The sequence below is a fragment of the Pseudomonas abieticivorans genome (genome assembly GCF_023509015.1).
Taxonomy (GTDB): domain Bacteria; phylum Pseudomonadota; class Gammaproteobacteria; order Pseudomonadales; family Pseudomonadaceae; genus Aquipseudomonas; species Aquipseudomonas abieticivorans.
In genome coordinates this window covers 513,736-534,178 of sequence record NZ_CP094975.1, presented here as the reverse complement: position 1 = coordinate 534,178, position 20,443 = coordinate 513,736, and the positions used below count along the sequence as shown (strand labels likewise).

Here is a 20,443-nt window from a genome sequence, read left to right as displayed (position 1 = left end):
CTCCTACTCAGGCAGGCTGTACTCGTTCAGCTGGTCGTGGATATCTTCGAACCAAGGCCGATCCAGCATGTCCGGTTGCGTGCATTCGGCATGCAGCATGTCCAGATCCTCGACGTTACCGCCGATACCGCAGATATCCAGCAACTCCCCCAGCAATATCCCGAACGCATTCACCTCGATCCGCTCCATCAACTCCGCCGCTCGGCTGCGGTCACGCGGGTAGAAGCACGCCGCGCCAAAATCCCCCAGCAGGCATTCGCCGTCTTCGCGCCAGAGGATATTGTGCGCATACAAATCGCCATGAGCGATGCCGCGCGCGTGCAGGTGCGCGGCCACCGAGGCGATGCCGCGAGCGATGCGCAGCGCGGCCTGTGGGGTAGGTTGGGTGTGTGCGGCATACACATCGCGGCTGCAGGTATCCAGGCTCGGTAACCCGGCCAGGTTCTTGAAGGCCGGGTCGATCAGTTCCATCACCAGCCCCGTGGCGCCCTGCGGGTGATCGACGATACGCCCCAGCACCTTGATCAGGTTGGGGTGGTTGCCGGCCGCCAGGCACGCGTTCATCTCGTTGAGCGGCGTGCCGTCGCTGGTCATGTGGCCCTTGTACAGCTTCACCGCCACCGGCTGGGTGCCGCGCCACAGGCCCTGGCGGATGACGCCGGAAGCGCCTTCGCCCAGTTGCTGCGCCAACGTCAGCTCTGCCCAAGGGATCTCGACCACCTGGGTGTCGTCCTGTGGCGTGTCGAAGGCTTCGCCCATTGGGTTGCCGGCATAGGCCAACCAGGCCAGGCTTTCGAGCTGCAGCAGCCAGGCCGGCAGGTATTCCAGCTGGTTGGCGGACAGGCGCAGCAACTCCAGGTTGTGCAGCTTGGCCATGCTGCCGGGCAGTTGGCGCAGGCGGTTGCCAGACAGCATCAGCTTTTGCATCAGGAAATGTTCACCCAGGGCCTCAGGCAGTTGCTCGATGCAGTTGTCCGTCAGGATCAGCCAGCGCAACTTGGCCGGCAATGCCGCGGCCGGCACGCTGACGATGCGGTTGGCCTTGAAGCCGACCATGCTCAGCTGCGGGCATTGGCCGATGCACGCGGGCAGCTCGGTGAACTGATTGTCCGAACAAAACAGCACCTTCATGCGGGTCAGCCGGTGCAGGTCATCGGGCAGGCTGCTCAACGCGTTGCCGCTCAGGTTGAGTATCTCCAGGCTGTCGGCCAGGTCGAAGATTTCCTGCGGGAATTCGCTCAGGCCACAGCTCAGGTCCAAGCGGGTGGTGCCTGCCAAAAGGCCTGCTTTCAAGCGTGCGAGGGTGTCCATAAAGGTGTCATCGGCCAGTAAGAGATGACGCGCATGATACCGCGCCATGGCAACCTGCGGGACACCGGCCATACTCATCCTTCGCCCTCAATAACAACAATCCAGGGTTGCACATCGATGAATTATCAGCACGCCTACGCCCACTCCATCGCTGAACCGGCTGCATTCTGGGCCGAACAGGCCCGTCACGTGGCCTGGTTTCGCCCGCCCACGCAGACCTTGACCGAGCGCGGCGACGGCACCCACCAGTGGTTCGCCGACGGGCGCTTGAACACCAGCTACCTGGCCTTGGACCATCAGGTGGAACAAGGCCGTGGCGAGCAGATCGCGCTGGCTTACGACTCGCCCGTCACCGGTAGCCAGCAGCGCTTCACCTACCGCCAGTTGCTGGCCGAGGTGGCGCAACTGGCCGGCCTGCTGCGCAAGCTTGGGGTGCAGAAGGGCGATGGGGTGATCATCTACATGCCCATGGTGCCCCAGGCCGCCATGGCCATGCTGGCCTGCGCGCGCATTGGCGCGGTGCATTCGGTGGTGTTCGGCGGGTTTGCCGCCAATGAGTTGGCCGTGCGCATCGACGATGCACAGCCACGGTTGTTGCTGACCGCGTCCTGCGGGTTGGAGTTTGATCGGGTGATCGAATACAAGCCGCTGGTGGACCAGGCCGTGGCGTTGGCCAAGCACCAGCCCGATCACGTGCTGGTACTGCAACGGCCGCAAGCCGTCGCCCAGTTGCAACCGGGTCGCGACCTGGACTGGCAGCGCGAAGTCGTGCGCGCCGAGCCCGCAGGCCCGGTGGAACTGGCCAGTGGCGACCCTCTGTACATCATGTACACCTCCGGCACCACCGGCAAGCCCAAGGGTATCGTGCGTGAAAACGGCGGCCACGCGGTGGCGCTGACCTTCGCCATGACCCAGGTCTACGGGATGCAGCCGGGGGAGGTGTGGTGGGGCATCTCGGACGTCGGCTGGGTGGTCGGCCATTCGCTGATCGTCTACGGGCCGTTGCTGTGCGGTTGCACCAGCGTGCTGTACGAGGGCAAGCCGATCCGCACCCCGGATGCCGGCAGTTACTGGCGCATCATCGAGCAATACCAGGTGAACGCGTTGTTCTGCGCGCCCACCGCCATGCGCGCGATCCGCAAGCAAGACCCGGAAGGCCGCCTGCTGGCCCGCTACGATTTGAGCTCGCTGCGCCAAGTGTTCCTGGCCGGCGAAAAGCTCGACAGCAGCACCCATCAATGGCTGGAGGAACAGACCGGCAAACCGGTGCACGACCATTGGTGGCAGACCGAAACCGGTTGGCCGGTGACCGCCCCTTGCGCAGGCTTGGAGGGCAGCGGCTCGCGCGCAGGCTCCAGCAACCGCGCGGTGCCGGGCTACGACGTGCGCGTGATGGGCGAGCAGGGCCAGGCCCTGGGCGCCAACGAGCAAGGCAGCATCGTGATCGCGCTGCCACTGCCGCCCGGCTGCAGCCAGACCCTGTGGCGTGACCACCCACGCTACCTGCAGGCCTACCTCAGCACCTTCCCAGGCTTTTACCACACCGGTGACGGCGGCTACCTGGACGAGGAGGGTTTTGTCTACATCATGGGCCGCACCGACGACGTCATTAACGTGGCCGGCCATCGCCTGTCCACCGGCGAAATGGAAGACCTGGTGGCCCTGCACCCGGCCGTGGCCGAATGCGCGGTGATCGGTGTGCACGACGCCATCAAGGGCCAGGTGCCGTTGGCGCTGGTGGTGCTCAAGGACGGTGACGGCATCGAGGAGCGGCAGTTGCAGCAGGAACTGAGCGCAACGGTGCGCGAACGGATCGGCGCCCTGGCGTGCTTTCGCCAGGTGCGGGTGGTCAAGCGATTGCCCAAGACCCGTTCGGGGAAGATCTTGCGCGGGGTGTTGCGCAAGATTGCCGATGACGAGGTGTTTGCGCCGCCTTCGACGTTGGATGATGTGGCGATAGTGGGCGAGATCAGCCAGGTACTGCGGGCAAGATAGGCCCCACCTCGATCAACTGCCCCAACCGACTGCGCGTGCGCGCCAAATCAATCGCCTTGCCCGCCAGGCTCTCGGCCAGCGGCCGCTCGCTGATCAGTTGCAAGCACTTGTCCTGGTCATACAGCACGTCGATCAAATTGATAAACCGCTGCTGCACGGCAATCGAGCAGTCATCCAGCAGCGGCAGTTTGTCGATGATCCAGGTGTCGAACTGACGGTTCAGTTCCAGATAGTCCATCACCGCGGTCGGTTGTTCGCAGATGTCGTCGAAGTCAAAGCGCACGCTGCGCTCATGGCTCATGCGCGCGCGCAACTGGCGCTTGCCCACGGCCAGCGGGAAGTGCGGCAGGTCGGCGGGGGGCAGTTGCAGGGCTTGGCGCTGCGCCGGGGTGCCGGGCCAGACGTAGTGGCCACGGGCGAATTGCTGGCCCGCGCCGGAGCTTGGGTCGGCGCGGTAGTCCTGGGCGCCGCCGACTTCCATCACGTGCATCTGGCTGCTGATCAACTTGATCACCGGCAAAAAGCGCTCGTGGTACAGCGGGTTGGGCAACAGGCCCTCGGGCGGGTAGTTGGAGGTCACCAGCAGGAAGATGCCGCGCTCGAACAGGGCCTTGAACAGCCGCGTGATCAGCATGGCGTCGCCGATGTCGTGCACATGGAACTCGTCAAAGCACAGCACCCGGCAATCGGCGAGCAGCTCGTCCAAGGTCAGGGCCAGGGCGTCGGGCTGTTCGCGGTGGCGGAACATGCCTTCGTGCAGTTTGGCGAAGAAGTCATGAAAGTGCAGGCGGCGCTTTTCGCTCAGGGGCATGGCCTGGAAAAAACCGTCCAGCAGCCAGCTTTTGCCTCGGCCCACGGCGCCATGCAGGTACAGGCTGTGGGGCGCTTTGACGGTGTCGGGTTGCAACAGCGGCTCGACCTTCTCGGCCATGCGCGCGATCACCTGTTGCTGGCCATCGCTCAGGGTGTAGCCCTGCTGCCCGGCCTTGTGCTGGAAGTAGTCGGTGATGTGCTGCCCGCGGCCGATGGGCAGGGCAGGGGTGCCGAAGCGTGATTTGAACCAGGATTTTTTTGGCGGTATGGCGGCCAAGGGGCGTTCCTCTCGTTGCGCGAAGCCCACGGTGGAGCCATCCGCCTAATTTAACCAATCGGGAAAACCGCAGCCAGCCATCTCGCAAAAGCATGGGCGATTGTCGGACTGCGCGTCGGGTTTTTTACACAAACCTGGCGCCGCAGTGGCGGGCTGCTAACCTCATTGGCATGGATCCAAGCTTGGCAAGGGAGTGAAGGCGTGAAGGGACGATCAATCGCGGCGCTGCTGAGCCTGACGCTCGGTGACGCGGCACTGGCGGCACAGTTGCAGGTGGAGGTGCGCGTAAGCGTGCAGCGCGGCTGCCTGCTGGTGTCCCATGTGCGCGATGGCGGCGTAGAAAGCCTCGGCACCCTGGACTTTGGCAGCGCCGCGCGGCTGGACGACCCGCAGGGCCCGCTTTCGGCCCAACTGTCGGGCCAACGCCTGGCGCGGCTGGAATGCAACCCCGACACCGCCTACCAGTTGCAAGTCGACGGCGGCCAGCATGGCGGCGTGGGCGAGGTGCGTTACCTGGGCGGGCCGCGCGCGGGTACCCCGGCCATCCCCTATACCCTGTACCGCGACCCGGCCCGGCGCGTGCCGCTCCCGGTGAACCAAGTGCTCAGCGGCGTGGTGCCCAGCACCGGCTCGGTCGAGTTACCCCTGTATGGCCGTATCCAGCACCTGGCCCAGGTGCCGGAGGCGGGCGAGTATTCGGACTTGGTGAAGGTGACCTTGAGCTGGTAGGCAAAGGACGGCGATATGCGAACAATCACCACGCTGAGCGTGATCTTGGGCAACACGCTGCTGTTAAGCAGCCCGGCCCAGGCACTGATGACCGGCCAGTTCGAGGCGCGGCTGGTGCTCACGGCCAGCTGCCAGGTCAGCTCGGCGGGCGGTGGCAGCGCGGGCTCCCTGGGCACGCTGGACTTTGGCCAACAAGGCCCTACCTGGACGGCGCCCGTCGACGCACGTCTCACCGGCACTGCCGACAGTGTGTTGCAAGTGGCGTGCAACCCCTCGGTCACCGGCTTCAGCGTGACCATCGACGGCGGCACCCACGGCGATGGCACCACCCGGCGCCTGAGCAACGGGCGCCAGACTATCCCCTATCAATTGTCGTTCGATGTGGCCGGCAACCAGCATTACCCCATCGGCCAGCAACGCACCTTCGCCGTGAGCAGCGGCGGGCAGGTCCCGATTCCGATCTACGGCGCGGTGGTGCCCAACCCCGACGCGCTGCCGGTCGGCGTGTACAGCGACATCCTCACGGTGACTTTGGACTGGTAACACAGCAAGGAGTGAATCATGCACGCAAGGTTTGTTCGTACCGTACTTTCATTGCCAGCCCTCGCGCTGCTGGCGTCCCTGACCACCAGCGCCCAGGCTGCGACCACGGTGACCGGGCAGATCACTTCCACGTTGGTTTTGACCAGCAGTTGCCTGGTCAACGGCGTGGCGGGCAGTTCGGCGCTCAATTTCGGTGCCTTGAACTTCGGCACGGCCACCAGCCTGTTTACCGAAGCCGACGCCCAGGTGCTGGGCAGCGGCGGCGCCTTGTCGATCCAGTGCTCCTCGGGCACCACGCCCACGGTCAAGGTGCGCGCCGGCGCCCATGACGGGCAGTCCTCCGGTGGCACCCGGGCCCTGGCCGATGGCCTGGGCAATTTCGTGCCCTATGACCTGTACACCGATTCGGACCATAGCCAGCTCCTGGCAATCGACGGGGTGATCACCCTGCTCGCCAGTTCCGGCGCCGCGCAAACCGTGAACATCTACGGCAAGGCCGTGGGCAAGGCGGGGCTGCCGGCGGGCACATACACCGACACGGTGGCGGTCGAGCTGACGTTCTAGGGCGTTTGAACAGTGCGTGGGTGGCGCGCTGGCGTGCTGCTGGGGCTGATCGTGGCAGGGCCGGCAACGGTTCACGCCGCGCCCAGCGCAACCCTGGCAGTGAGTGCCACGGTGGTCGCCGGTTGCCTGGTGGTGGGCGGCGTGAGCAATTACGGCACCCTGGCGTTCGGCACCTATTCAGCCTTGTCCACCAGCGTTGCGACCACCTCGCTGGCCAATGGCGTGACCCTGCAGTGCACGCCGGGGGTCACCCTGAACATGAAAGTCGATGGCGGCCAGAACAGCAGCAGTGGGCGCAACCTGAAGTCGGGCAGCTCGCTGGTGGCCTATCAACTGTACCGCGATGCCGCCTTGAGCCAGGCGTTGGCCGTCAGTACCAGCGTGGCAGTCAGTTACACCGATGCCAACAACATCAGCCTGCCGATTTATGGACGGGTGGCGCTGCCGGGTACGGCGCCGGCAGGTTCCTACAGCGATGTTTTGCAAGTCGAGTTGTCCTGGTAGGTGTCTGCCAGGGTTTTTCAGCATAAGGAGTGTGTGTATGAAGTTGCCTTCGCGGGCCTTTGGGGCGTGGCTGGTGTGCCTGGGGGTGCTGCATGCCATGCCTGCCCTGGCCGCCAGTTCGGTGTTGATCTGGCCGATCGACCCGGTGCTTGAGGCCGACCAGCAGGCTAGCGCGTTGTGGCTTGAAAACCGCGGCACGGAAACGGCCAACCTGCAGATCCGCGTGTTTGCCTGGAACCAGAGCAACTACGACGACCAGTACCAGAACCAGCGGGACGTGATCGGCAGCCCACCCTTGGCCAAGATCGCTCCCGGGCAAAAGCAACTGGTACGCCTGACCCGTACCAAAAGCATGCCGCCAGGGCAGGAGCAGGCCTACCGCATCATCATCGATGAAATTCCCGGCGCCCAACCCCCGGGCCCCACCGACGGCAAGACCGCGGCGGCGATTCGCTTCCAGATGCGCTATTCAGTGCCGCTGTTCGCCTACGGCGATGGCCTGTGGAGCAAGCCGGACACCACGCGCCCGCGCGACCCGAAAAGCGCCGGCGTGCCGCAATTGACCTGGCGCAAGGTGACCGAGGGCGGCCGCAACTTCGTCGAGATCCGCAACCAGGGCCCGGTGCACGCGCGCCTGACCGACATGACGCTGCAACAGGGCGGGCAGGCCAAGCCGCTGGTCGAGGGCCTGGCAGGCTACGTGCTGCCCGGCGCGAGCATGCGCTGGCCCGTGGCTGATGGCGCCGTGGCCACGGCTTTGCAAGGCCACGTCAACGGTATTGATACACCGCAGGTGATTAGCCAAGCGCACTAGCCATTACGTTGAAACGCCATGGTCGGCAACGGTGGGGAGAAGTCCATAGATGGACGTAAAGAGGCGTGGGTGAAGAGGTTCTGCTGTGCCTGGCTGCTGTTTGCCAGCGCAGCCGCGAGCCAGGCCAATGACCTGCCGCCACCCCCCACTAGCCTTGAGGCGGTGGGCGACGCACAGCTGTATCTGGAACTGGTGGTCAACCAAATGAGCACGGGGCGGGTGGTGGCGGTGGCGCAGCGCGCGGGGCAGTTCTACCTGCCCTTGGCGGACCTGCGCGCGGCCGGCATCGCCCTCAAGGACCAGGCCGGGCCCGAGGTGGCGCTGCAAAGCGTCAACGGCCTGCACACCGAGTACGACAGCCAGCGCCAACGCCTGTTGCTGGATGTGCCGCCTGCCTGGCTGCCCAACCAACGCATCGGCAGTGACCGCCAGTACCCGTCATCACAGGCCATGAGCAGCTTCGGCGCGCTGTTCAACTACGACCTGTACCTGAACGACACCGATGACAGCGGCACCTACCTTGCGGCCTGGAACGAGTTTCGGCTGTTCGACAGCTGGGGTACGTTCTCCAGTACCGGGCAGTACCGCCAAACCCTGTCCAATGGCCAGAGCACGGCAAGCCAGGACACTTTCGTTCGCTACGACAGCACGTGGCGCTACTCGGACGACGCGCGAATGCTGACGTACGAGGCGGGGGACGTGATCACCCGCTCGCTGCCCTGGTCCAGTTCGGTGCGCCTGGGCGGCCTGCAATTGTCCCGCGACTTTGCTGTGCGCCCGGACCTGGTGACCTATCCGCTGCCGCAATTTGCCGGCGAGGCGGCGATCCCCTCGTCAGTGGACCTGTTTATCAACGGCTACAAGTCCAGCAGCACTGACCTGCAACCGGGCCCTTATACCCTCACCAATGTGCCCTACATCAATGGCGCCGGTGAAGCGGTGGTGGTGACCACCGATGCGTTGGGCCGACAGGTGTCCACCTCATTGCCGTTCTACGTCACCAGCACCTTGCTGCAAAAAGGCCTGGCGGACTATTCGGTGTCGGCCGGCAGCATCCGCCGCGACTACGGCCTGAGCAATTTTTCCTATGGCAGCGGGGCCACCTCGGCCAGCCTGCGCTATGGCCTGAGCGACACCGTGACGCTGGAAAGCCACGCCGAAGCCACCGATGCCTTGGCCTTGGGTGGGGTGGGGGCCAACTTGCAGGTGGGCAATTACGGGGTGATCAACGCCGCCGTCAGCCAGAGCCATTTCGACGACCTGGCCGGGCAGCAGTTCAGCCTGGGCTACCAGTACAGCAACCCCCGCATGGGGTTCAGCTATCAACGCTTGCAACGGCGCAACGACTACGCCGACCTGTCCATCGTCGACACCCCCTATTACCGCATGAGCCGCAGCAGCGAACAGGTCACCCTGAGCCTCAACCTGGACCGCTACGGCAGCCTGGGCGTGGGCTATTTCGACGTGCGCGCGGGTGATGATACGCGCACCCGGCTGCTTAACCTGAGCTGGAGCAAGTCACTGTGGAAAGGCAGCAGCCTGTACTTGTCGGCCAACCGCGAAATCGCCGGTGATGGCTGGGCCACCCAGGCCCAGGTGGTGGTGCCGTTCGACCTCAGTGGCACGCTCAGTGTCAGCAGTGAACGCAGCAGCAGCGGCCAGACCCAGCAGCGGGTCAATTACAGCCAGGCCGTGCCCAGCCAGGGCGGCGTGGGCTACAACCTCGGTTATTCCTGGGGCGACAGCGACAGCTATCGCCAGGCCGATCTGACCTGGCGCCTGCAATCGGTGCAACTGCAGGCCGGCGTGTATGGCACCCAAGACGCCCAAACCCGCTGGGCCGATGCCAGTGGCTCGGTGGTGTGGATGGACGGTGGGCTGTTCACCGCCAACCGCATCGACGACGCCTTCGTGGTGGTGAGCACCGACGGCTACGCCAATATCCCAGTGCGCTACGAGAACCAGTGGGTGGGTAACACCGACGGCGGCGGGCACTTGCTGGTGCCGTGGAGCAGTGCCTACTACCGCGGCAAATATGAAATCGACCCGCTGGACTTGCCCGCCAACGTCCAGAGCCCGAACGTGGAGCAACGGGTGGCGGTGCGCCGCGGCAGTGGCTACCTGCTGGAATTTCCGCTGACCCGGGTGGTGGCGGCCAGCCTCCAGTTGGTCGATGCCCGGCAGCAGGACCTGGCCTTGGGCAGCCAGGTGCTGCACGAGCAAAGCGGCGCCCAGGCGGTGGTGGGGTGGGACGGGCTGGTGTACCTGGACAACCTGTCGGCCCACAACAGCCTGGTGGTCACCCTGGGCGAAGGGCGGCAATGCCGGGTGCAGTTCGACGTGGACGTGCAGCAAACCCAGGTGCCGTTGCTGGGGCCGTTGGTGTGCCAATGAGGAGGGGTGGATGAACGCGTGCAAGCTTGCCGCAGGGGTAGTGTTCAGCCAATTGCTGTGCGCGCCGGTGTATGCCCTGTGCAGTGTCGTGAGTACCAGCCCGGCCGCGTTTGGTTCGGTCAGTTCGATACTGGTCCGGACAACGTCGCAGTCCAGTTCCACGCTGAATGCGGGGCTCAGTTGCACGGGCTCGTTGTTGACCTTGTTGAGCACCAACGATCACTTCTACCTGACGGTGACCTCGACCACGGGTGGACTGGTGGGGCCGACCGGTGACGTCATTGGTTATACCCTGTACGCCAATAACAGCAGCAGTTACCCGGTGGCGCGCTCCGTCCAATACGACTTTGCCCGCAATGGCATCATTGATGCGCTGGGCCTGCTGGGTGGCACCACGCCTAGAACCGTGCCGCTTTACCTGGGGACCCTGATCGGCAGTAACGTGGCCGCGGGCGTGTATACCGAGACGTTGTCGCTGGCCTGGAGTTGGAACTATTGCTCAGGTATCGGGGCGCTGGGTATTTGCCTGGGCCGTGACATCGGCAGCGGCAACCAGACCTTGACCGTCAACCTCACCGTGACCAATGACTGCGCCATCACCAAGACCGACATCGCCTTTGGCAGCGCACCGGTGGTGTCGGCATTCAGCGCGGTCAGCCAGACCCTCAACCTGGCCTGCACCAAGGGCAGCAGCTACACCGTGGGCCTGGACGACGGCAAGCAGCCGGTGAGCGTGGGCGGGCGGCGGCGGATGATTTTTGGCAGCAACTACCTGGCCTACGATATTTTCAAGGGCACCAGCGCCGCCGTGCGCTGGGGCAGCACCGGCACGGCGCGGCGCTCCAGCAGCGATGCCGAGGTCAACCCTGGCCTGGGCACGGGTACCGGCAGCCAGATCTTCAGTTATTACGCGAAGGTGTACACCGACCAGACCACCCCGCCGGCGGGCATTTATGCGGATAGCGTCATTCTGGACGTGGCGTTCTAGGCTCTGTACGAAATGTATCCCAGCTCGGCCATGCTGCGTTGAAAACAGGCTTGGAATGCTCATTGACAACCAGTCAAGTCGAGCGCGACCCCGGTCCTTTCCTCGCCTGTTTTCGCCTTGCCTGGCCTTCGTTGGAACACATTTCGTACAGAGCCTAGGGCCTAGAGGCCTTGCAGGCTGTGTTGGGCAATGTCTGCCGGGGCCACCATCGCGTAGTTGTAGCCCGGGCCCGACCAATAGTCGGCCTGCAGGTCACCGTCGCGCCGCGAACCTTGGGGCAGCAACAGGTTGTTGGGGCCCGGTGGGCGCACATAGAAACTGATGCGCCGGCCTTGGGCGTCCTCGTACAGCACCATCGCCGCCGGCCCCTGGTCGGTGGTCAGCAGGCGCCCGCTGACCGGCGTAAAGCCTGCGCCCTGCAAGTTCGGCAGGCGCCGCGCATCGGTGAAATAGCGGTCCAGCCAGTGCTGCATGTCATCGTTCTGGCCAACCTTGAAGTCAGCCGGCAGGATGCCGTCCACCGCAAAGGCACGGTAGGCCTGCAGGGCATCGGTCATGGGTGCGATGGCGCTGTGCTGGGTCATCTCGCGTGCTTGCCAGCCACTCAAGCCTCCCACGCCGATCGCCAGCAGCAACGCGGCGGCGCTGGCCAGGTGGCGGCGCGAGCGCTGGCGCAACTGGCGGCGCAGGGTGTGCAGGTCCAATGCCGGGTTGTCTTCCAACGGCTGGCTGGCGCCCAGGGTGGCGCGCAGGTACTGGGCGTCCTGCTTCCAGGCGTGCACCTTGGCCGCGTCCTGCGGGTGGCTGGCCAGCCAGGCTTCCAGGCGCAGGCGGTCCTGGGTGTCGAGTTGGTGGTCGACGTAGGCGTGCAGATCGGCGTCGCGGGGGGGCAGTGTGATCATTTCAGTATCCGCAGGGCAGGGCGGGCGATTTCGCCATCGCTGAGTAGACGCAGGGCCTGGCGCGCCCGGGACAGGCGCGACATGACGGTGCCGATGGGCACCTTGAGTATGTCGGCCACCTCCTGGTAGCTCAAGCCTTCCACCGAGACCCAGAACAGCAGGGCGCGCTGTTCCGGGTTCAGCCGATCGAAGGCGGCCAGCGTGGATTGCGCCACCACGCTACGCTCTACGGAAGGCTGGGCGTCATCGCCGCCGGTGAAGAATTCGAGCATGCGCGCGTAACGACGCGAGCGGCGGTGCTGGTCGATGAACTGCCGGTACAGGATGGCGAACAGCCAGGCCCGCAGGTCGCCGTCGTCACGCTTGCCGGCCATGCTGTTGAGGGCTTTTTCCAGGCTAGCCTGGACCAGGTCGTCGGCGCTGGCCGACTCGCGGGTGAGCGACAACGCAAAGCGCCGCAAACGCGGGAGCAGGTGGCGCAGTTGGTCGTCGAAGTCGGTCATGGTGGCCTGCATTGGGAGCGTTGAATAAGCAAGACGACTGGGTGGGGAGTTTATTCCAGAAATAACTTAAAAAAACCGGGAATAAACCCGCGCGGGGTTCGTCCCATAGCACCTTCACCTGCGGCCATCGGCCCCGGAGCTGCACATGGTAGATCAAACACCGCCGCCGTTGAGCGGCATCAGCATCGCGCTGCGCCTGGCCGGTATCGCCGCAGTCGTGGCGGTCATCGGCGGGGCATTCGCCTACGTCAACGGCAAGCTCGACCCCCAGCGCCTGACGCCCAACGCCCTGGTCAACGTGTTGGAAAAGAACAACGGCGAGCACCCCGGTTACCGCCGCAACCACTCCAAGGGCATCTGCGTGATCGGCTATTTCGACAGCACCGAGCAGGCCCGCGCCTATTCCAGCGCCGCAGTGTTCAGTGCCGCGCGCACGCCGGTGGTGGGCCGTTTCGCATTGCCCACCGGCAACCCTTATTCACCCGACACCGCCGCGCCGATCCGCAGCATGGCCTTGCGCTTTACCCAAGCGGACGGCCAGCAGTGGCGCACGGGCATGAACGCCATGCCGTTGTTCCCGGTGGGTACCCCGCAGGCGTTCTACGCCATGCTGCAAGCCGGTTCGCCGGACCCTGCCACCGGCAAGCCCAACCCCGAGGCCATGCCCAAGTTTTTCGCCAGCCACCCGGAAACCGCGCCGTTTTTGGCCTGGGTCAAAACCGCCAAGCCGTCGGCCAGCTTTGCCACCGAAACCTATAACAGCATCAACGCCTTTTATCTGGTGGACAGCGCCGGGCATCGCCAGGCAGTGCGCTGGAGCATGGTGCCGCAAGATGCAGAGCCGTCCGGGGTCCCCTCGGGCAGCGATTTCTTGCAGCCCGATCTTGAGCAGCGCCTGAGCAATGGCGCGCTGCGCTGGAAGCTGATGATCACCCTGGCCAACCCTGGCGACCCCACGGACGATGCCAGCAAGGCCTGGCCAGCGGGCCGCCGGGTACTGGATGCCGGCACCCTGGTGTTGCAGAGCACCCAGCCACAGTTGAGTGGCGAGTGCCGCGACATCAACTACGACCCGCTGGTATTGCCCAGTGGCATCGAAGGCTCGGACGACCCGTTGTTGGCCGCCCGATCCGCTGCCTACGCCAGTTCTTACCTGCGCCGTACCAGCGAGGTCAAACAGCTGAAAACCGCGAACGCCACCCAGGAGTCACGCCCATGAATGCTTATTTTGCGCCCCTGGCGCGGTGGATTCACTGGTTGATGGCCGTGTTGCTGCTGGCCATGCTGTTTATCGGCGCGGGTATGGTGGCGTCGGTGTCGGAACGCCACGAATGGCTGATCCATATCCACAAACCCCTGGGCATCGCCTTGTTGGCCTTGGTGATCGTGCGCCTGATCATCCGCTTCAGTACCCGTCAGCCACCGTTGCCGGTGGACTTGCCGGCGGTGCAAAAGCTGGCAGCCAAGGCATCGCATTGGTTGCTGTATGCGCTGATGGTGCTGATGCCGTTGCTCGGCTGGGCGATGATATCGGCGGCAGGTGACCCGGTGATGTTGACCAGCTCACTGCAATTGCCACCGATCATGCCGGCCAATCCGCTGCTGTTTGCCTTTTTGCGCAAGGCTCACGGGTACTTGGCCTACCTGCTGTTCTTGACGGTGCTGGTGCACTTGGCGGCGGCGTTGTTCCATGGGTTCATTCGGCGTGACGGGGTGCTGGAAAGCATGACGGGGCGGGGTAAAGCCCGGTAATTTTTGGCGTCTGGTTCGCGGATGAATTCGCTGCTACAGGATCGAATTCATCCGCGAACAGCTCAGCGCAAATCCTTGACCATGTTCGCCAGCACGCTCAACACGTCCTTGCCCAACTGCTTGGAGCGCTCACCCGACCAGCCGGTGATGGCATTGGGCGCATCATCATGGTCCTTGAAGGGCATTTCCAAGGTCAGCGACAGGCAATCGTACTTGTCGCCCACGGCGTTGGCGGCCAAGGTCATGTTGGCCTGGCCCGGGGCACTTTTCGGGTAGCCATGGCGGGTCTGGAAGTCTGCCGTCTGCTGGCACAGCAGGTCGCGAAACTGCTGCTCTAGCCCGGCGATGCGCGACGTGTAGCTGGGGTTGCCTTCGCAGGCGGCGGTGAACACGTGGGGGATTTCCTCGTCGCCGTGGGCATCCAGAAACAGGTCCACGCCGTATTTGGCCATTTGCTGCTGCACGAAGAACACTTCGGGGGTGTGCTCGGCGCTGGAGTCTTGCCAGGCCCGGTTCAGGTCCTTGCCCATGGCGTTGGTGCGCAGGTGGCCATGGAACGCGCCATCGGGGTTCATGTTGGGCACCAGGTACAGGTCGGCCTCGGCCAGCAAGCCGTTCAACTCGGCGTCATCGGCCTGTTGCAAGCGCTCGACGACCCCTTCCATGAACCACTCGGCCATGTGCTCGCCAGGGTGCTGCTGGGCGATGATCCACAGCTTGCGCTTGCCTTCGGCGCCGTCACCGCGGCGCAGCAAGGGCAGGTCGCGGCCCTCGATGCTTTTGCCCACGGCGATCAGTTCAAGGCCGGCCTTGCCCACCGCCTGGGCGATCAACCACTCGTGGCGTTCACGGCTGTAGGGTTCGAAGTAAGCGAACCAGACCTGACCCTCGGTGGGCACCAGCTCAAAGCTCAGGGCCTTGCCATCGTAGTGGCTGGGTACGCGGAACCAGGTTTTCTGGTCATAGGAGGCGGCAGCGTTGTAGCCGCTCCAGGCACTGTTGTAGGCCGACTGCCCGGCGTTTTCCAGGCTGAAGCGGTGGGGCTGGCCCAACTGCAAGCCATCGGCCTTGAAGTGAAACCACTGGAAGTGCGCGCTTTTGCTGTCCGGGCGCATGGCCAGGCGCACGTTGCTCGGGTCGCTGGCGTCGATCACCTGGATATTGCCGCTGTCGAAGTCGGCGCTGAGGGTGAGGCTGGGCTGGGCGACGGTCATGGAAGTACACCTGTAGAGATTCTTATGGTGCCTACTCTACACGTATAGACAGCCGCTTGATCAGAACCCGCCCACACCGGCGATGATCAGGCCCAAGGTGACCAGGCCTGCCAGCCAACCGGCCAGCACCGTATGCCGGCGCGGCTGGCGGTACCAGGCGCTGGCGCCCAGCCTGCGCGCCGGTGCCTGCAGGGTGCGCCAACGCAGTTCGGTGGCGCGGAAGGCGGCCAGGTGCTCGGGCGCGGCGTCCAGCCAACGGCGGAAATCGATGCGGTCACTGGCGGTGGTCAGTGGGCTTTGCAGCTTCACGTACCATTGGTTGGCCTGGGCGTTACCGGCAGACCCGCCCAAGGCCAGGCGCATGCTTTTTTCGACGCTGGCCAATGGCTGGTCGAGGCGTTCGGCGATCGCGGCGTAGGGCAGGTCGTCCAGGCGGCTCAGCAGAAAAACCTGCTGCACCCGGCGCGGGAGCTTTTTAAGGGCGAGGAAGTCGGCATCCGTATTCAAGGGCGAATGCGCAAACAGGTTGTGCAGAGGCGAGAGTACTGTCATCCATCATTCCTCCCTGCCGCAGACGCCAAAAATAGGGGGGCGTCGTCCCTGACGCTGCGGCAGCTTAGTGTTCATGAGATTGATTCTCAAGCGCTAACTTACTTTTTACAACGTATTGCCGGTTTCAGCGTTAAAAATGCCACTCGATGGACTTCCGCTGGCCGATAGTCCTTTGCTATCATGGCGCCATCGAATTTAGCGTCATCCATCTTCATTAGCCTGAAGATTAAAAAAAAGACCCGGCAAAAAGCCGGGTCAAAAACCGTGATTAGCCTGATGAGGAGATAATCTGAAGGTCCGACCTAAGGTCCTTCAGGTTACCCAACAGATCTCGCGATCTGTTGGGCTCAATAATAATCGTTATCATTTGCAGGTCAAGTGATTTCTCGTTCAGCCATTCAATTATTTTTGCCCGCTCAGTCCAGGGGCAGTTCGGTCGTGCGTTTCACTTCGCTCATGGCGATATTGGAATGGGCTTCCTGAACATGGGGCTTCTGCAACAGATGGTCCCTTAGAAAGCGCTCGTAGCTGGCGATGTCCTGCGCCACCACCTTCAGCATGTAATCCATCCCGCCGGCCATGGTGTAGCACTCCAGCACCTCGGGGTAGCCGGTGATCGCCTCTTCGAACTCCGCCAGAAAACGCCGCCCGTGGCCGCTCAGCTTGACGTTGACGAACACGGTCATGTTCAGGCCCAGCTTTTTGGGGTTGAGCAGGGCGACCTTGCGCTCGATCACGCCGTCTTCCTGCAAGCGATGAATGCGTCGCCAGCACGGCGATTGCGACAGCTCGACGCGCTCGGCGATTTCGGCGGCCGACAGGTCGGCGTCGTGCTGCAACAGCCGCAAAATCCTTCGATCGAGTGGGCTCAGCTTATTCTGCATGATCAGTTCCGTTTTCTTATTTTTAAGGAATCGTTCATGCACACTATGGCCGCAAACGCTGCAATTTAGAAAGAAAAAGCCCGCCTGCGGCAGGCATATTTTTATCAGCGACTGATGAGTCGATTGGCCTTATAAAAATAACAGGAGTGCCGCATGTCCTTAGCCGACGTTCGCCTGGACGATAAGTACCGCCTCGCCACGGGCAACCTCTACCTCACCGGAACCCAGGCCCTGACGCGCCTGCCGATGTTGCAAAAGCAGCGCGACGAAGCGCGCGGGTTGAACACGGCCGGGTTTATTTCCGGCTACCGTGGTTCGCCCTTGGGCAACCTGGACAAAAGCCTGTGGGACGCCAAGGGTTACCTGCAGGAAAACGCTATCCACTTCCAGCCCGGCATCAACGAAGAGTTGGGTGCGACGGCGGTGTGGGGCAGCCAGCAGGTCAACCTGTTTCCCGAAGGCAAGTACGACGGCGTGTTTGCCCTGTGGTACGGCAAGGGCCCGGGCGTAGACCGCTGCGGTGACGTGTTCAAGCACGGCAACTCGGCCGGCGTCGCGCCGTTGGGCGGCGTGCTGTTGCTGGCCGGAGATGACCACGGCTGCAAGTCCTCGACCATCGCCCACCAGAGCGAACACGCGTTCATCGCCTCGATGATCCCGGTGCTCAACCCGTGCAATGTCCAGGAAATCCTCGACTACGGCATCATCGGCTGGGAGTTGTCGCGCTACAGCGGGTGCTGGGTGGCGATGAAGACCATCGCTGAAAACGTCGATTCCTCGGCGGTGGTGGAGGTCGATCCTTTGCGGGTACAGACCTGCATACCGGAAGACTTCGAGCTGCCCGAAGGGGGCCTGCACATTCGCTGGCCCGACCCGCCCCTGGCCCAGGAGGCGCGCCTCAACACTTACAAGATCTACGCCGCCCGTGCCTTCGCCCGGGCCAACCACCTGAACAAGGTGATGCTCGATTCCACGCAGCCGCGCCTGGGCATCATCACCACCGGCAAGTCCTACCTGGACGTACGCCAGGCCCTGGAAGAGCTGGGCCTGGACGAGGCGCTGTGCGACCAGGTGGGCATCCGCCTGCTCAAAGTCGGCATGAGCTGGCCGCTGGAGCCGGTGTCGGTGCACGATTTTGCCCAGGGCCTGGACGAGATCCTGGTGGTGGAAGAAAAACGCAGCGTGATCGAGGACCAGCTCACCGGCCAGCTCTACAACTGGCCGGTGGACAAGCGCCCGCGGGTGGTGGGCGAGTTCGACGAAGAAGGCCGCTCGCTGCTGCCCAACCTCAGCGAACTGACCCCGGCGATGATCGCCCGGGTGATCGCCAAGCGCCTGGCACCGATCTACAACAGCCCGCAGATCGAGGCGCGGCTGCGCTTCTTGCTGGAAAAGGAACAGGCCCTGCAAGCCCCGCTGCACAACGCCCAGCGCACCCCACACTTCTGCTCCGGCTGCCCGCACAACACCTCGACCAAAGTGCCCGAAGGCAGCCGAGCGCTGGCCGGCATCGGTTGCCACTACATGACAATCTGGATGGACCGGGAAACCGACACTTTCACCCAGATGGGCGGCGAGGGCGCGACCTGGATCGGCCAGGCGCCGTTCACCCACACCGGCCACGTGTTCCAGAACCTGGGCGATGGCACCTACTTTCACTCAGGCCACCTGGCCCTGCGCGCGGCGGTCGCCTCCAAGGTCAACATCACCTACAAGATTCTCTACAACGATGCCGTGGCCATGACCGGCGGGCAGCCTATCGATGGCATCCTGCGGGTTGACCAACTCAGCCGCCAGGTGTTCGACGAAGGCGTGCAGCGCATCGCCCTGGTCAGCGACGAGCCGGACAAATACCCGAGCCGTGCAGGCTTTGCGCCCATCACCACCTTCCACCACCGCCGTGACCTGGACGCAGTGATGCGCGAGTTGCGCGAGTTCAAGGGCACCTCGGTGATCATCTACGACCAGACCTGCGCCACGGAAAAGCGTCGCCGGCGCAAACGCGGCACCCTGCCGGAGCTGAACAAGCGCGCGATGATCAACCCGGTGGTGTGCGAGGGCTGTGGCGACTGCGGTACGAAATCCGGTTGTTTGTCAGTGCTGCCACTGGAAACCGCCCAGGGCCGCAAGCGCGAGATCGACCAGAACGCCTGCAACAAGGATTTCAGCTGCGTCGAAGGCTTCTGCCCAAGCTTTGTCACCGTGCACGGCGGCAGCCTGCGCAAACCGACCCTGCCCAGCCAGACCCAGGCCTTTGCCGTATTGCCGGAGCCGCAGCTGCCGTCCCTGGCCAAACCGTTCAATATCCTGCTGTCGGGGGTGGGCGGTACCGGCGTGACCACCGTCGGCGCCATGCTGGGCCTGGCGGCCAACCTTGAGGGCAAGGGCTGCAGCGTGCTCGACCAGGCGGGCCTGGCACAAAAATTCGGCCCGGTGGTGGCGCACATCCGCATCGCCGCCACCCAGCAAGACCTGTACGCCGTGCGCATCGCCGCCGGTGACGCCGACCTGCTGCTGGGGTGCGACCTGTTGGTGGCCAGCGGCCCGGATGCCTTGGCCAAGTTGAGCCTGAGCAAGTCGTCGGCGGTGATCAACAGCCAGCAAACCCCCACTGCCGAATTCACCCGCAACCCCGATGCGCAATTCCCGGCCGAAGCGATGATGCAGGCGATCACCGATGCCGTGGGCGTCGACAAGACCTACTTCGTCGAAGCCACGCGCCTGGCGGTCAGCCTGTTGGGCGACAGTATCGCCTGCAACCTGTTCATGCTCGGCTACGCCTACCAGCGCGGGCTGATCCCGGTCACGGCGGCCGCCATCGAAAAGGCGATCGAACTGAACGCGGTGCAGGTCAAGCTCAACCAGCAAGCCTTCCTCTGGGGCCGGCGTGCAGCGCACGACCTGAACGCGGTTGAGCAGGTGCTTAACCCGGTGGCCAACAAGCCGGTCACCACCTTGGAACTGAGCCTGGAGCAACGCCTGCAGGCCAACGCCGCAACCCTGCGTGCCTACCAGAACGCCGGTTACGCCGAGCAGTACCTGGCCACCGTGCAACGGGTACGCGAAGCCGAAGCGCGGCTGCTACCTGGCCAGCCCCAGGCCTTGACCGAAGCGGTGGCGCAGTACTACTTCAAGTTGCTGGCCTACAAGGACGAATACGAAGTGGCACGGTTGTACAGCAATGGCGATTTTACCCGCCAGTTGCAGGCGCAGTTCGAAGGTGACTACCGGCTGGAGTTCCACTTGGCGCCGTCGTGGCTGGCCAAGAAAGACCCTAACAGCGGCCAGCTGCGCAAACGCAGTTTTGGCCCGTGGATGCTTAAGGCATTTGGCGTGCTCCAGCACTTCAAGTGCCTGCGCGGCACGGCGCTCGATCCGTTCGGGCGCAGCGTGGAGCGCCAGCAGGAGCGAGGTTTGATTGCGGCTTACCTGGCCGATATCGAGCTGATTTTGGCGCATCTGAGCCCGGCGACGCGCCATTCGGCGTTGTGCCTGTTGCGCTTGCCGGAAGGTGTTCGGGGGTATGGGCATGTGAAGGAAATGGCCATGGCCAAGGCGGAAAAAGAAGCCGTGATACTGCGCAAGGATGTGCGTGAAGGGCAGGGTAGTATCGTGAAGTTGTACCAAGCGGCCTGACCGGCACCTCTCCTGTAGGAGCGGATTGATCCGCGAAAAGAACGCCGCGATGCACCTGATGCACCGCG

The 20,443-nt window shown here is 63.9% G+C and carries 18 protein-coding genes; 11 read left to right on the top strand and 7 right to left on the bottom strand.

The genetic code is table 11. From position 1 onward, the window contains the following. Positions 1–3 precede the first annotated feature (3 nt). Positions 4–1,311 (bottom strand): protein kinase, encoded by a 1,308-nt coding sequence (locus L9B60_RS02455; RefSeq protein ID WP_249675853.1) that lies wholly within the window; start codon positions 1,309–1,311, stop codon positions 4–6. Positions 1,312–1,428: 117 nt separating this feature from the next. On the opposite strand from L9B60_RS02455, the gene L9B60_RS02450 reads away from it, so the two are divergent. Continuing rightward, on the top strand, positions 1,429–3,306 hold the full coding sequence (locus L9B60_RS02450) for a propionyl-CoA synthetase (protein WP_249675850.1): 1,878 nt from the start codon (positions 1,429–1,431) through the stop codon (positions 3,304–3,306). On the opposite strand, the gene zapE is transcribed toward L9B60_RS02450, so the two are convergent. After that, positions 3,281–4,396 carry a cell division protein ZapE gene (gene zapE / locus L9B60_RS02445; RefSeq protein WP_249675849.1) on the bottom strand — a complete coding sequence of 372 codons (1,116 nt, stop codon included), beginning with the start codon at positions 4,394–4,396 and terminating at the stop codon, positions 3,281–3,283. The two genes, L9B60_RS02450 and zapE, sit on opposite strands and share 26 nt — an antisense overlap. Before the next feature lie 201 nt (positions 4,397–4,597). Here zapE and L9B60_RS02440 point away from each other — a divergent pair, with 201 nt between their 5' ends. Genes L9B60_RS02440 through L9B60_RS02410 form a run of 7 tightly spaced genes read left to right on the top strand, consistent with a single transcriptional unit; the run spans position 4,598 to position 10,932 of the window. Further along, positions 4,598–5,125 (top strand): Csu type fimbrial protein, encoded by a 528-nt coding sequence (locus L9B60_RS02440; protein WP_249675847.1) that lies wholly within the window; start codon positions 4,598–4,600, stop codon positions 5,123–5,125. Between the two features lie 15 nt (positions 5,126–5,140). Beyond that, positions 5,141–5,668 (top strand): Csu type fimbrial protein, encoded by a 528-nt coding sequence (locus tag L9B60_RS02435; RefSeq protein WP_249675845.1) that lies wholly within the window; start codon positions 5,141–5,143, stop codon positions 5,666–5,668. Between the two features lie 18 nt (positions 5,669–5,686). Then, entirely contained in the window at positions 5,687–6,232 is a 546-nt protein-coding gene (locus tag L9B60_RS02430) for a Csu type fimbrial protein (RefSeq protein WP_249675843.1), read from the top strand. A gap of 33 nt (positions 6,233–6,265) precedes the next feature. Next, complete coding sequence (locus tag L9B60_RS02425) at positions 6,266–6,736, top strand: Csu type fimbrial protein (RefSeq protein WP_438866120.1); 471 nt, start codon at positions 6,266–6,268, stop codon at positions 6,734–6,736. Between the two features lie 37 nt (positions 6,737–6,773). Beyond that, the gene (locus tag L9B60_RS02420; protein WP_438866054.1) at positions 6,774–7,550 is read left to right on the top strand and encodes a fimbrial biogenesis chaperone; all 777 of its coding nucleotides are present in this window, start codon (positions 6,774–6,776) and stop codon (positions 7,548–7,550) included. Positions 7,551–7,568: 18 nt separating this feature from the next. Further along, entirely contained in the window at positions 7,569–9,944 is a 2,376-nt protein-coding gene (locus L9B60_RS02415; protein ID WP_438866053.1) for a fimbria/pilus outer membrane usher protein, read from the top strand. A 10-nt stretch (positions 9,945–9,954) separates the two neighbouring features. Continuing rightward, complete coding sequence (locus L9B60_RS02410; protein WP_249675838.1) at positions 9,955–10,932, top strand: Csu type fimbrial protein; 978 nt, start codon at positions 9,955–9,957, stop codon at positions 10,930–10,932. Positions 10,933–11,093: 161 nt separating this feature from the next. On the opposite strand, the gene L9B60_RS02405 is transcribed toward L9B60_RS02410, so the two are convergent. Continuing rightward, positions 11,094–11,834, bottom strand: coding sequence for an anti-sigma factor family protein (locus L9B60_RS02405; protein ID WP_249675835.1), 741 nt, complete (start codon positions 11,832–11,834; stop codon positions 11,094–11,096). Continuing rightward, positions 11,831–12,337: a sigma-70 family RNA polymerase sigma factor gene (locus tag L9B60_RS02400; protein ID WP_249675833.1), complete on the bottom strand. Its 507-nt coding sequence runs from the start codon at positions 12,335–12,337 to the stop codon at positions 11,831–11,833. The genes L9B60_RS02405 and L9B60_RS02400 overlap by 4 nt, the downstream gene beginning before the upstream one ends. 145 nt (positions 12,338–12,482) lie before the next feature. On the opposite strand from L9B60_RS02400, the gene L9B60_RS02395 reads away from it, so the two are divergent. Both L9B60_RS02395 and L9B60_RS02390 read left to right on the top strand, forming a co-directional pair. Beyond that, positions 12,483–13,556, top strand: coding sequence for a catalase family peroxidase (locus L9B60_RS02395; RefSeq protein ID WP_249675830.1), 1,074 nt, complete (start codon positions 12,483–12,485; stop codon positions 13,554–13,556). Continuing rightward, positions 13,553–14,089, top strand: a complete 537-nt coding sequence (locus tag L9B60_RS02390) for a cytochrome b (protein ID WP_249675828.1) — start codon at positions 13,553–13,555, stop codon at positions 14,087–14,089. Before L9B60_RS02395 ends, L9B60_RS02390 begins: the two co-directional genes overlap by 4 nt. A 62-nt stretch (positions 14,090–14,151) precedes the next feature. Here L9B60_RS02390 and L9B60_RS02385 read toward each other — a convergent pair whose 3' ends face one another. The 3 genes from L9B60_RS02385 to L9B60_RS02375 form a co-directional block, all read right to left on the bottom strand. Continuing rightward, positions 14,152–15,303 carry a M14 family metallopeptidase gene (locus L9B60_RS02385; RefSeq protein WP_249675825.1) on the bottom strand — a complete coding sequence of 384 codons (1,152 nt, stop codon included), beginning with the start codon at positions 15,301–15,303 and terminating at the stop codon, positions 14,152–14,154. Between the two features lie 60 nt (positions 15,304–15,363). After that, on the bottom strand, positions 15,364–15,855 hold the full coding sequence (locus tag L9B60_RS02380) for a DUF4880 domain-containing protein (protein WP_249675822.1): 492 nt from the start codon (positions 15,853–15,855) through the stop codon (positions 15,364–15,366). A 416-nt stretch (positions 15,856–16,271) separates the two neighbouring features. Beyond that, entirely contained in the window at positions 16,272–16,739 is a 468-nt protein-coding gene (locus tag L9B60_RS02375; RefSeq protein WP_249675820.1) for an Lrp/AsnC family transcriptional regulator, read from the bottom strand. A 153-nt stretch (positions 16,740–16,892) separates the two neighbouring features. On the opposite strand from L9B60_RS02375, the gene L9B60_RS02370 reads away from it, so the two are divergent. Next, a complete protein-coding gene (locus L9B60_RS02370) occupies positions 16,893–20,375 on the top strand; it encodes an indolepyruvate ferredoxin oxidoreductase family protein (RefSeq protein WP_249675817.1) in 3,483 nt (1,160 codons plus the stop codon). The last annotated feature ends 68 nt before the right edge of the window (positions 20,376–20,443 follow it).